12 protein-coding genes are annotated in these 13,385 nt (G+C 40.8%); all 12 read left to right on the top strand.

The window, feature by feature from the left end; all coding sequences use genetic code 11:
* Positions 1 to 15: 15 nt before the first annotated feature.
* The 12 genes from B7E11_RS17860 to B7E11_RS17915 all read left to right on the top strand — a co-directional run bounded on the left by B7E11_RS17860 (position 16) and on the right by B7E11_RS17915 (position 13,309).
* Positions 16 to 786 (top strand): hypothetical protein, encoded by a 771-nt coding sequence (locus tag B7E11_RS17860; protein ID WP_080833685.1) that lies wholly within the window; start codon positions 16 to 18, stop codon positions 784 to 786.
* Positions 767 to 1,477 (top strand): hypothetical protein, encoded by a 711-nt coding sequence (locus B7E11_RS17865; protein WP_080837025.1) that lies wholly within the window; start codon positions 767 to 769, stop codon positions 1,475 to 1,477. The genes B7E11_RS17860 and B7E11_RS17865 overlap by 20 nt, the downstream gene beginning before the upstream one ends.
* Positions 1,478 to 1,556: 79 nt before the next feature.
* On the top strand, positions 1,557 to 1,796 hold the full coding sequence (locus B7E11_RS17870) for a hypothetical protein (RefSeq protein WP_080837027.1): 240 nt from the start codon (positions 1,557 to 1,559) through the stop codon (positions 1,794 to 1,796).
* Between the two features lie 754 nt (positions 1,797 to 2,550).
* Positions 2,551 to 3,108, top strand: a complete 558-nt coding sequence (locus B7E11_RS17875; RefSeq protein ID WP_080837029.1) for a hypothetical protein — start codon at positions 2,551 to 2,553, stop codon at positions 3,106 to 3,108.
* The gene (locus tag B7E11_RS17880; RefSeq protein WP_080837031.1) at positions 3,105 to 4,346 is read left to right on the top strand and encodes a leucine-rich repeat domain-containing protein; all 1,242 of its coding nucleotides are present in this window, start codon (positions 3,105 to 3,107) and stop codon (positions 4,344 to 4,346) included. The genes B7E11_RS17875 and B7E11_RS17880 overlap by 4 nt, the downstream gene beginning before the upstream one ends.
* 110 nt (positions 4,347 to 4,456) lie before the next feature.
* On the top strand, positions 4,457 to 5,314 hold the full coding sequence (locus tag B7E11_RS17885; protein WP_080837033.1) for a hypothetical protein: 858 nt from the start codon (positions 4,457 to 4,459) through the stop codon (positions 5,312 to 5,314).
* 231 nt (positions 5,315 to 5,545) lie between these two features.
* Positions 5,546 to 5,800, top strand: coding sequence for a hypothetical protein (locus B7E11_RS17890; protein WP_080837036.1), 255 nt, complete (start codon positions 5,546 to 5,548; stop codon positions 5,798 to 5,800).
* 32 nt (positions 5,801 to 5,832) lie between these two features.
* Positions 5,833 to 10,953: a hypothetical protein gene (locus tag B7E11_RS17895; RefSeq protein WP_080837038.1), complete on the top strand. Its 5,121-nt coding sequence runs from the start codon at positions 5,833 to 5,835 to the stop codon at positions 10,951 to 10,953.
* A 238-nt stretch (positions 10,954 to 11,191) separates the two neighbouring features.
* Positions 11,192 to 12,151, top strand: a complete 960-nt coding sequence (locus B7E11_RS17900) for an amidoligase family protein (protein WP_080837039.1) — start codon at positions 11,192 to 11,194, stop codon at positions 12,149 to 12,151.
* A 28-nt stretch (positions 12,152 to 12,179) separates the two neighbouring features.
* Positions 12,180 to 12,659: a gamma-glutamylcyclotransferase family protein gene (locus B7E11_RS17905; RefSeq protein ID WP_080837041.1), complete on the top strand. Its 480-nt coding sequence runs from the start codon at positions 12,180 to 12,182 to the stop codon at positions 12,657 to 12,659.
* Between the two features lie 92 nt (positions 12,660 to 12,751).
* Positions 12,752 to 13,054, top strand: coding sequence for a hypothetical protein (locus B7E11_RS17910; RefSeq protein WP_139787239.1), 303 nt, complete (start codon positions 12,752 to 12,754; stop codon positions 13,052 to 13,054).
* 63 nt (positions 13,055 to 13,117) lie between these two features.
* Positions 13,118 to 13,309, top strand: coding sequence for a hypothetical protein (locus B7E11_RS17915; RefSeq protein ID WP_080833662.1), 192 nt, complete (start codon positions 13,118 to 13,120; stop codon positions 13,307 to 13,309).
* Positions 13,310 to 13,385: the final 76 nt, after the last annotated feature.

The following is a 13,385-nucleotide window of genomic DNA, read 5'->3' on the forward strand; positions in this document are numbered from 1 at the left end:
GAAGGGGGTATCACTATGGCGCACAAACAAAATATCTTTCGAGAAGTAATTAGTACTCGGGAAGTCATAATTGAGCAATTGAGAAGAGCCAATCCAAAGGAATATGATCTGGTGAAGCGGAAGCTTGATGCCATAGATGAACTGCTTCGAGACCTTAGATCACTTCACTGGATCAAGCATAAGAAAGCAAAGGAACGTCTTGAATATTATTTGAATCATGCCGACTTGAATTGTAGAACCACAGCTTCCCGTTTTGAAGTCGATAATGTCAATGTAATTGAACAGACAGTCAAGTACGCTTCGGACAAGATCAGACCTTCAGTGGATAGGGCAATAAGTCTTATTACGGGAGCAAAAGATCCTGAATCTATCGACGAAGCCATCGAAGCCTACCGAGAGAGTGCAACCCATCCGGGGACATATGGTTATTTCTTACCAGGCACTTCTCTATATTTACCTGCACCTAAGTATGATCCGAGTTTAAGTTTAAAGGATTGCAGGAAAGAGTTAGCTCGACTTGGGGTATATGCTCATTTTGCAGAGTATGTTTTAACGAAAGACTGTGATCCTGAAAAAATTGCTCATATTTTAGCCCTGCTAAGCACACGAAACGGGAAGAAGTGGGATCGAGATGCGGTGAAACTGTTCTTTAGTGGTGAGTTTACCCTGCAAGGTCAGCATACGATAACCGATCAGTTAAATCAGCTATACGAATGGCTCGAAGAACAGAATCCTTATCGGAACTTAGATTGGGAGGCTGAGTACGATGCCAGTAATGCGGATTAAAACTCTGTTAGAGTACCGCTTCCCTACGCCTGACGAGGTTTATTTCCTTGATGGGGTATTACTCGAGCCTTTAGCTCCCGACCAGATGCTCCAGTTAGCATCATTCCCCTACCGAGACGATCACTTTCTTCGATTGGCGTATTCTGTTTCTTATCCTTCACTTCGTTGTTATGCTGACGAGGGCTACCTTGATATAATCAAGCAGCTTCAGCAAGATGCCAGCGATGAGACGAGTTTAGTTCCAGAAGCCCCGATTCGTTGCCTATTTATTATCACCAATTTGAAATCGCCGCTCTATCAAGTGAGGGAGATCAAATGGCTCAAGGGGACTGATTTCCTTGGCAGTTATGGCATGTATACGATTCACTCTAAACTGGGCTTCAGTGGGGAATTAATGCAGAGAGTAACGACTCAAATTGTCCAGTATAGTTTGGAATCCTGCAATACTTTCGAACGATTGTTGATCGGGTTGATACAGCCTGATAATAGTTGGCAACTTGTGTTGGTCAATATTAATATCTCACCTTCGCTAATGAAAAAGGGTAATTATCTCGTAAGTATGAAGATTCGAGTTTATGACCCGACAATTTTCGTTCAAATGGTTACGGGCGAGTTGAATCCGAATGATATCCCCTGTCAGGAGCTAAAGTCAATTGCAAATGTCGCAGGGAGTTTACTGCACTTCAAGTAGCCGGTATTTTGTAATTTCATGGCGACTTCTGAAGAGATTGCTCTACATTAGGGGACAAATGTCCAAGGAGTGATTCAAGATGAACTCAATTAAAAAGGTATTCCTGATCATCGGCGTACTGATGCTGGCATTCATTGTCTGGAGTCTTGTTTTTAATGATGGAGGGGTTGTAAGAACGGCTTACGATGCGATCTCAAGTCCGATCAACAGCGCATGGCAAACGGTTACTGGTGATCCTGATGCTAAGTTGCTTCCCGATTGGGGCGATACTGGGGTTGATCTCGAGGATAACTTGAATGACCAGAGTGGCGGATTTTAATGGAGTTTTTGAATAATGAGTTGAGAATATTTGATGGATTAAGATGAGAAGTGAGAAATTTTCGTATTAAAATGGAATGACGGAATCAATGGCTTCATTCTTCTGTCTATTCCCATTCATCATTCTCTCTTCCCTTGCCACTCTTGCTTTTATTAGCGAGAGTGGATCTTTTTTATGAGGATGAGCTGCAGAACCAGGGCATAGGGGGCATCAGGGGCGTAGGGTTTGTAAACAGAACTTCAATCGGAATTGAAGTTCTGAATAATTTCTTGATTTACGCATTCGTTCGAGGATACTTTATCGGATTTTGGTATCACTAAAAGCTGTTTTCTGCTTAATCTTTGATCATTCTTGAAGTCGGTTCATTGATTATGATTACGCATAGTTGTAAATCTGCTTATTATTCGGGACTTGTTCATTGATACAGGCAAAGTCCGTATTAAATATCGGTTTTCACAAAGTGCCTTCCCTCTTTCTGGGGTAATGGCACTTTTTCTTTTTAAGGATGACCAGATAATAAGCCGAATGAGTCCAAGTTGTAAAATGTCTATCAATTTTTGGGGTTCATCGGACAATTAATTACTTTTCGAGTTTTCGCCTAAGAAATTTTACGGGTTATGAGTAAAACGCAAGCCCTTCCCCTCTTGCTTTTTGCTCAACCTTTAAATCGGTTCACTTGCGGTTGACTCACCCCCAATTGCAAGTGAAACACAAGTAAAAAGACAGAGACTTTTTGAAGGGAGAAGTGATGTGATTGAGTGTACAAGAAGCTGAACCTGTAGAGAAAAGAAAGCGAAGGCTGATCATCGGCTTGACCCTACTGTTGCTGGTTACTCTGATCGGAGCGTTATTCCTCGTTCCACAGAGAAAGGATAATCAGCCGGTGAACTCAATCGACCCTCCAAAGATGGAGGAACGCGGTTTTGGTGAAGATGGTGAATTGGATATGACAAATGCTAAAACGATCCGAGCCGGAGTTCAGCAAAAAGCGGATGAGTCGATGGTTCGCTTCAAGATCAACACGAATCCGGTTTATTCCAATGGTGAGGTCAATTGGATGATTGAAAACACGGCTCAAAATATGGGGTTGGTGCAAGTCGACATTATGAAAGGCGATCAGGTGATTTATAAGAGCCCCACTTTGAAGCCGAACCAAAAAGTCCAGAGCGATAAAGTCGATTTGAGTAGTTTGAGTGAAGGCTCACATGATGTTTTAGCTGTCTTTTATATCTACGATGAGAAAACAAAGTACTTGCTCGGTAAGACGTCTGTAAAAATCAATCTAACGATTAATGGAGGTTCAGAGGTATGAAAAAACTGATATTCTTGGTCATGTTGTTTACTTTCGCTTTTGCCGGAAGTGCATTTGCAGCAACATACGGAGATTATGAGTACACAGATAATGGGGATGGAACCGTCACGATTACTAACTATTTGGGAACTAATGTAGGTATTGTAATACCCGATCAGATTGGTTCGGTTAACCAAATAATTATTTCAAGTCAGGCATTTGAGAATAAAGGGTTGTATACTGTGGAAATCCCCCAAAGTGTTATTAGCATCGGTTCAAATGCCTTTAGTGGAAATGGTTTGAGTGAAGTTAAGATTTATAATCCCTCGGTTTCCATTGATCCTACAGCTTTTGCTAATACGCAGGCAGTCCCCTCTGATTTGACTATTTACGGATACACGGGATCAACTGCAGAGTCCTTGGCAATGAGCAAAGGTTATACCTTTGTCCCCCTTTCTGCTCCAGTAACCTCAGGTTTTAAGTATACCGACAATATGGATGGGACAGCCACTATTACGGGGTATGAAGGAACAATCCCACTGGATTTGGTGATTCCAGATACGCTTGGTGGTTTAACTGTTGTTGAGATCTCCCCTTCAGCTTTTGCGAGTAAGGGGTTGACCAGTGCCACCATTCCTTCGTCTGTAACCACTATTGGAACTGACGCATTTGCGAATAATGACCCTACATTCAAGATTAAGGGTGAAACAGGAACAGCAGCTGAAGCTTATGCTACTGCAAATGGAATACCTTTTGAACCTGAACCAGTATCTAACGATGTAACTGTAACAGGTAATGTTTATGCAACCGTTCTTGATTTCACTGTTCCGCTTGAAGTGACTTTTGTTATCGATCCAAACCAAGACAAACCCGAAAATAGATTCATTTCTCCAGTATTATCGGTTCAAAACTTGACCAATGCACCTGTTAAATTATCAATTGAAAGTTTTGAGATGAAACAAGAATCCATCGACAAAGGCTTCCAAAGCGTTGCCCCTACTCTCTATTCGGATACTGCATGGTCAAAGTTGAGTAAAGCGGATAGTAAGAAGTTAGCGGTCGGTATTAAGGCAAACAGCAATTGGCAAGCGATTGACAATGCAAGTACCCTTTATGCAAATCGGTTCTCCAATCAAGTAATTGGCACGATTTCAGCTAACGGTAATGCAGATTTTGTCTTTGAAGCCAAACATGGTAATGCCTTCGATAAAGCGGAAATCATTAAGTATACGGTTTCCTTCGTGATTGAACTGGACTAATGAATAGTTGATGTTAATGAATCAATCCCTCTCGTTCGAGAGGGATTGATTCGGTTTTATAGGTCATATTTGATTTTTAATTGTTGATTTCCCTTAAGAGGGTGGGAGGCATGACAAAAAAACTGACCTTATCTATTCTTCTAGTATTATTCCTATCGATTGTATTCAGTTTCTTTGAAGAAATTTCGGTAAATGCTGAAGAGGCTGGTGTGAAGTCGATATGGATTCCTCCTGCCGATATGAAAGCTATGGAGGAGCTTTGGTCGCAGATGGGCGTGGATGGAGATTATTTGACCTTAGATTTTAAGATGGATTCTCATGGAAGCGAATCCGACACTAGACTTCTTGTATATGATCCCCAAGAAGGGGTATTAAAATTTCGAGCTGATATTTTTCAGGCAGCTACCAGCGAGTCCCGATATAAAGCGTTACAAACATTTGTCTCGGCATTACAGGAATCAAGAGTATCTCCTCAAACCCAGCAGAACATAATGGATACAATGACTTCGATGAATCATGATGTTTCTGAAATGTTGATACCGATTGTCATGGAGACAACAACTGCTGATGTGTATACAGCAATGAGGTGGGTTGCCCCGATTTTACCTATTCTACGTGTGATTCTCGGAGTCGGGGCTATCGTTATTACGATCCTGTTGGTCGGTGTAACAATTATTGATTTAGTATACATTGGTTTACCGATAGCACGGGAGTCAATGACGGATAGGAGCGAAAAGAAAGGGAAACGCAAGCCCTCTTTTGTTTCTGACGATGCTTTTGTCGTGGTCAGGGAAGTTGAAGCATCCCTTGAAACTACGAATTCATATAAAAATGCGTATCTTCTGTATTTTAAGAAAAGGCTGTTGACTTATTTTATACTTTCAATCTGCTTACTCTATTTAGTCGCAGGTGAGTTGGGTGGACTCATTGCATGGCTTTTGAGTCTTGGTAAAGGAGTGGTTCAGTAACATCAATGCTTTGTAACGGGTGATCAATGTGTTCACCAGGGGTTGAAAAATATAAAACTTTCTCAGACCGCTTTATTTATAGGGCGGTTTTCTTATTAAAAAAATCGAGTTTCAAACGATGTTGTTCCAGTTTATGATGTGTTTTTTATTCAAGTTTGATTTTAGGAGTTAATTGCAGATCGAATTTACAAGTATCAGAAAGAAAAGTCGATTTGGGAAGGATGAGGATGAATGAGTAATAAAAATGTTGAGGTGTTTGTGACGGTTATCGTAAACGATGAGCCGGCTGATAGATGTGACGAATTGACTTGGTGGCAAAGTTCTACTGGTGTTATGAGGTATGAAGATTTAGCTTGGTGGCAACGAGCTATTATCAAATTTCTCGATGGTATGGGACATGTAGCTTCAAAGTTAGAACGATTAGAATCATGGTCAAATGAGAAGCTGGAGCAACAAACAGGGAAAGCGATGACTAAGCGTAAATAAGCTGATCCAGAATCATCAGAGGGGTTGGTAATATGAAACGAAATAAGTGGACAAAGGGCATAATCATCGGACTGATCATGGTTATTGTCTTTTTAACAGTATCGCCGTATCCCGATGTGCAAGCAGCAGAGTCGGAGAATAGCGGCAGTTCCATGACTCGATCCATGATCGAATTTTTCCGTAAGGATCAAACTCAAATAGATGTGAATCGGGTTTCGAAGGATGAGCTTATGATATATGGAGTCTTTCTTTCCAACTTTTTCGTTCCGGGTAAGACCAAGTTGAAAGATTTGATTGATCCATCGACGGATAAGGATGACACCTTACCTAAGCAGATAAGTAACAAATTTTTCGGTTCAACAGGTAACTATCAGCAGATCATTAATATCAACAATAAATTGTATTCTGCCATTACAGATGTGTTAAAAACGTCAAGATCGTCCTTCGGTTTGTATGCTTCTCCCCCATCGGAAGATGCAAAAGTAATGTCTGGAACGGATTTGTATAACAAACTGGCGGGTGTTGATCAAGATTCGAAGATTTATGGGAATATTTCTTCCCCAGATGGAGTTGTCATGGATTTAAAGGATAAGGCAACAAGGGCTTCCATTCAGGTTTTGTTTTCCTTTGCTCCAGAACTTATATTGGATAAGGAAAAGGGCTTAAGAGCATTTCACTCGTTGTATATTGACGGTCTGGGAAATATTTGGGGCGCTTATAATAATGTCTCTATCGAAGAGTATGTATTAATTCTTCCGTCAGCTTTAAATCCGGTAGTGTTTTCAAAAAACACGAAGAATGGTAAGTTCCCTGTTGCGAATGTTTTTGTTATGGGAGGTATTGTGAAGATCACGGAGGATTTTCTTGCTGACAGTCATTTTATGACTCCGTATTACAATATCAGGGACTACTTTACTACAGGGACAACTGGCGCGGCGAAAATGAATACTAATAATATGTTGAATATCTTTGGACTCCAGTCACCTTCTGCTAAAACGGTTTTAAAGAATAATGGAATTTCCCTTGAGATAGGGGCTATTGGTGAAACGGACACCATTATTGAAAATAGTAATCGTGTAGAGTCGAATCCATATGAAGATATAAAGGGATATTTATCCGAAACCACGGAGTCCACTTTTTCGGATGCCAATTCGTTTATTTTATTTACGATTGACTCCAGCAAGTTTAAAGACGGAAAAAAGTATTTCGATGGAGAGTCATCATTAACAACCGCTCAGAAAGAGTCCTTATCCGATTACTTATTCGGTGGGAGCGTCTTTTCCTTAAATGAACTAGCGGATGATATGTATTACTTTAATGTTACCAATGGGGCAAGTGGAACGGATGAGGGAAGCTGGAATAATGGTAGTGACGATGATCTGATCAAGAGACAGAAATTATTTGCTAAAGAAGTCGATGGGAATTTCACATTCTATAAGCAATCGTATTTCTCGTCTCCGTTTAATCGTTTTTTAAAGCAATATTTTGATAACAATAGTCATGATGTTCAGAAAGGGACAGAGTTCCTAGTTAATTACCTAAAGACACATACGTTAAGCAAGGAAGTTAATCCAGAATCTAACTCGTTTAAAGCTTTAAAGAGTTTTCTCGATTCAGGAAATTTCGGTACAGAAGATCCAAAGGTTATTAACAATGCGTTAAAGCTACTTAAATTTGATGGGAACAATTTTGTTTATAATCTTCTCCCTTCTTCTACTTCCGTTAATTTGAACACATTGGATTCGAATATTTTCAAAAATACTGTTTCACCAACAGGATTTGGGCTAGTGGAGAATGAACGGCGTTTAGGTTTCATTTCATCCGCCATACGAGAAAGTAGCTTTTGGAAGGGATACAGTAAGAGTTTTCCCAACGCTCCATATTTTAAATTTGAAGGGACAGATTTATTCAGTGCAGGCAATGGTGGAGAAATCGTTGGCTATGATGATAATGGTAAGGCAGTAGGTAAAAACGGTCAAAATGCGATCTCCACTTTGTTTTACAATACGATGGTTTATAGAATATTTGGCATGAACAGCACATTCGCATCGCAAATTGATAGTAATAAACTATATGCCGGAGATAAAGTATCAGGGGCATTAGGAGAGTATACGGTTAAGACAGCTGTTATGAATGGTGTCAATAACTACCCAGGCATCTACTGGGGGTATATGGTGCAGTTATTGAACATTCATAAAGACGGAGAAGTCTGGAAAAGCGAACCTTATTCAAATCCTTTGCTTCCTTATATGGTGATCAGCACTTTGGGGGGCAGTTTTAACTTAAATGACGCGCTCAATAACTCTACAGGGGTTGTATCTTCTGAAGAGAGAACGATGGCGGAGATGTCAAAGGATATAATTAAGAAAGTATACGGTCTACTGTCAGACGGACCAAGTCCCTACAGGGATAAACTGGTGAAGTCAGCTCAGGACAGTTGGGTCATCCAGACCCATCGAGCGATAACAGGTTCATGGATCGGGAACATTTTAAGTGTGAGTGCAGGAGGAAATAACTCATACGCTTCAATTGTGGGTTACATCAATTCTCCGAGTCTTTACGATTTACCGCTAACTTCTTGGGTTTTAGATGATTATCTTCACATCTATATGCTTTTGCTGTTGTTTGTTCTGTTCGTTGTCATCCTCATGGTAATAGTTGGACAAAGAAGAGTTGGTGTAGGGGTCTTAATATTATTGTTGATGGCATTTGTTCTGATTTTACCTCAGTTTTTGCTTTCGAATGTGATCAATGTATCGAATGCCGCGGGAGATAAAATTTATTCTGAACGGTTCAATTACTGGGCGATAACCCAGCATCAACAATCCATTTCAACGATCAACTCCAGAAGAGGCGATGAGATAGATTATATCATTGCTCAGAACATGGAAGCTGCAAAAAATGTTTACTCAACCGATGTTGGAGTTCGGGTAAAATGGATGTCACCCAAGAAGGATGACGTGTTTGATAAGATGTTCAATCATAATACTAGCCCACAGGGGCTGATGTCGAATCTCACCATTTTCCGATGGTTGTTTAATTCCTTCTTTACTCAGGTTGAGTATGTATATGACAACCCCTTAGCTACTTATGTGTATCGTCCATATAACGCCATAGCCGCTGAAGCTAAAAATGCTTACGAATCAGTAGAGGTTAATGCTATCGATAGAGAAAAAATATCTAACCAGATTAAAAGTGCCAAGGAAAATCTAAAAGGAGTACCAGATTATCGATTTAAACTGTTTAGCGATGCGAATATTGGTTCCTTATTATCCAAACAGCAACTTCAACTAGTGCAGTCAGTTGGAGCTTATCGAGCACCGGGCACAAATCAAGACTTTATTGACGATTACCGTTATTGGATATTGAACAATGCTGATGTAACGAAGGCGATTTTCCGTAATGATTTTGAAAACAATGTGGGTATCAATACGGACACTTCGAATCCGTATTACAATGCGTTCTCCTTATCTACGGAAAGTCCGTTCTATTATTTCTATAATGTATTCCGGCATCGTTATTCATCCATAGACGGTGGCTTTAAATCGGCGTTGCTATCAAAGGACGTGTTTAAAGTTAACAGTGATAATGCCGAGGTCAATCAAAAACTGAGAGATTTTCTTGATCTTGAGGGGTTATTTACCTATGTTATTCCTTACTTGCAACAAGGAAATCAATACGTTCTTGGGTGGATGAGTATTAATGGCGAGAGCGTAGATGGTTACGATTTTGCCAATGGGGTTGCACCGAGCGATCCAGAATTACTCAAGAAATATGAAGCTGAACTTCGTAAAAAAGAAGATATGAAAAAGGTTTGGAAGCTATATTCACCTTGGGTTGATCAGTTATACGACTTGAATGTGTATAATCAAAAAACACGAATAGCTAACCGAACTACTCTTGTTCCAGATGCTTTAAATCCAGGTGCTTATTTTGAAGTGGGCAGACCAATGATCTTTTCGGAAGCGGATATGGCAGCTAAACATTACAGAGTTTCTGACTTGACTGATATAGAAACTCGAATCCAAGCTACTTTAAAGGCAACTTATAAAGATTTATTGTATCTTTCAAATTATCGTGATTTTGATGACGAGGTATTGATAACATCCGCAGCGATGATCGCAACTTTCAACTTCAATCGAGAATTTTCGGAGTTTAAGTTACTTGGGGAAAGTGTTATGCAATACCCTCAGAATTATGAGCTTAAAAATTTCAACTATGATGCTTTTATGAGATTGATCTTGTTGAATGCGACAGGCGAGCCATTGATGTCGGATAAAGATTTGTATGTCAGAATTATCGACAAAACGTCATTCTTTACGGGACTTGCGCTTTTGGTGAATGATTTACTGGCAGTTATGGCGATCCCAACAGTTAAAATGGTAGTTCTGCTACTTCTTCTGTTCTTAAGTATAGTGATTTGTCTTTCTTGTGTCTTAGTACCGCCAGAACGGGTTGGAAAAGAAATTTTGAAGAGGGTTGGAACACCTTCATTACTCTTTTTTGCAGTGAGTGTTGGTTTTGCGTATCTTGTATCACTTTTTATGGGAGAAGGGCTAACGGGGTATGTAGGTGGACGAACTCCTTCTCTTGGTGTGACTGATCCTTCCATTATGCTATTGTTAATGGCGATTGTGGATCTTGTGTATATCTGGTTGCTTTGGAGATTGATTAAAATTTTATTCAACTCCCTCAAAGTGCATCTCATCAAAACGGTTTTTGCTACTGCTGAATTAGGAATCGGTGCATTTAAGGTTATCTCCAATAAGCTGTCTATGAGTAAAAGCGATACGTTTGGCGGATCAACCACTAAAGGTGGTATTTCGGGAGGGGTAATGTCGGGGAAAGTCGGTTTACTCAGCAAGCTTCGCGGCGGCAAATCCAATGGCAACATGGACTCGAAAATTAGTGATGACGAGAGTTATTCAACTGTTTCTGCTCAGCTTGCCCAGGACTATAAGAACTGGTCGAATAATAAACAGTCAGCAATACACAATGCACAAAGCGACAACTCGAAAATCGCTAATCGTACCGAAGATCAGTCAATTCAAGCTTATATGGATGACTTGGCTTCAAAAAGAGATGAGAAAAAATCAGATGAAAAGCCTAAATCACAAAAAGGAAAGAGCAGCCAGAAGGCTCAAGATGAGTGAATTGAATTCAATTCTATAAAAGCTTCGTGACCGCCTTGGTATCAGGGCGGTTTTATTTTGTTCATTTCCGACAAGTACCACTAATCCCACCAGACTTGCTCCTTGATTTATCAAATATCCCCCCATTTCCTCAGATATTTTTTCAAAATCCCTCTGAGAAGCCTTAAAAACTGCATTGGAAACCGGAGATTTTTTACTACATACAGGGACGGAATTTCAAGGAAAGGAGCCTTAAAATGTGCCAGTCGATCACTCAAATCAAACGTATGGCGTTGAGATCGAGTTCACTCGTATCCAAAGGCATTTTGCCGCCAGGGTCATCGCGGACTTCTTTAACACCAATCCGATCCCGCGAATGGTGTGGGGGTATGAGGTCTACGACATTCGGGATCACTCAGGACGGATCTGGAAAGTCGTTCGAGATGCTTCTATCGAGCCTGAGATGGTGAGCGGGAGTGACATCATCATTGCTGATGATAGCTATCAGTGCGAATTAGTCACTCCGGTATTGAAGTATGCCGATCTCCCTATGCTTCAAGATCTGATCAGAGAATTACGCTCGGCGGGTGCTTCACCCAATAGAAGTTGCGGACTCCACGTCCATGTTGGAGCTGATCAGTTTACTCCGAATCAGTTACGGATTTTATGTAACATCGTCTACGCCAAGCAGGATTTGCTGATGAAAGCCGTACATGTCAGAAGTGTTCGCCAGCGTTATTGTCGGGGTCTTTCTACAGATTTTATTCAAAGGTTAAATCGGACGAAACCCAAGACTCTCGAGAAGTTCAGTGACATCTGGTATTTAGGGGTCACCCAAGGGAGCAGATCGGATCGCTACAATGACTCGCGCTACCGCTGTCTTAACCTACATCCATTACTCAGCGGCAGATTGAAAACCGTGGAGTTCAGATTGTTCAATAGTACCCTACATGCCGGCAAGGTTAAGGCATATATCCAATTGTCACTATTAATTTGTAATCAGGCATTGTCACAAAGAAAGGCTACCAGTCGAGTAACAGTTTCGGAAAATGGCAACGACAAATATACTATGCGAGTTTGGCTCTTGAGGATGGGAGCGATCTCCGATGAATACAAGACCATGCGACACCACTTGTTAAAACCACTTGCAGGTGATTCCGCATGGCGAGATCCATCAAGACGCGATGAACAAGAACCTGTTTTGGCTGAAGTAACGTAATCTTATATTTCTGGAAAGGGTGTTGAAAATGCAGAGGAAGCTCTATGCAGCCTATGGTTCAAATTTACATATCCCTCAAATGAAGCGCAGATGTCCAGATGCTTATGTCATTGGGCAAGGCTTTATTGAAGATTATGAATTGGAATTTCGAGGTGTCGCCAATATCAAACACAGTCCAGGTCAAAACGTGCCAATTGTCCTTTGGAGTATTTCAGAAAAGGACGAAGTCGCGTTGGATCGCTATGAATGGGTTGCAAGCGGTCTGTATCGGAAAGAGATGCTTGAGGTCAATATTGAACTTAGGAAAAAGGGTGAAAGTCAACAACATAAAAAAGTGAACGCGATGGTTTATATCATGAACGTTGATGAATCGAGACCCATCGCACCACCGAGTCCATTTTACTACGAGGTCATCCGAGAAGGTTACATGCATCACGGAATACATCCTCGTCCACTTGCAGTTGCAGCGATTTTGTCGGGAGCCGGTTATCTTGATGAAGAATTATAGGTCGGGTTTGAGTAGAATGGAAATTTCGGACATTTAATGGCTAGCGATGACTTTCTTATTATGATCAGTACCTTAGGAAGGAGTTTTTATGAGTGGAACTTTCAGTTGTAATGACCCAAGGTGTTAAGGAAATCGGATGTCGAGACTGGGACTTGGCGATTGCCCTTCTTTTTCAATTATATCGGCAGCGTGAAGAGTTCATCGTTTTCAAAAATGTGGGTAACAACACGGTTGTTACGGACGGGAACGATAATCACTTGGTGACCGTTGACAATAAGCATCTCTTTTCCGAAGATGTATGGGCGATATACGGTGACGATGGAAAAACGAAATATTATACCTTCTTACTCCCGAGTGAGTACTTATTGTTCGACTTGTCGAATTATGTTGAATAAATGGAACTTATTCGGTATGTGCTTCAGAGTAGCGTATTTCAATAATTCATGGGGGTAAGGTTATTGGAGAAACCGAAGGTTCGCTTGGTCGGTGAAAATGGGAACATCTTCAATCTGCTAGGCATTGCTTCAAGAGCATTAAAGGATGCTGGACTCGATGGTCAAGCAAAAGAAATGAAGGACAGGGTATTGTCCGAAGCACGAAGTTACGACGAAGCACTACGGATCATCATGGCTTATGTAGAGGTCGAATAGTTTGATTCGTTAGTAATGGCTGTAATCCTTCGGGGTTGCAGCTTTTTTATTTTTGAATCAGGTAGTATAACCCTGC

This window comes from Cohnella massiliensis (assembly GCF_900169535.1).
Taxonomy (GTDB): Bacteria; Bacillota; Bacilli; order Paenibacillales; family Paenibacillaceae; genus Cohnella; species Cohnella algarum.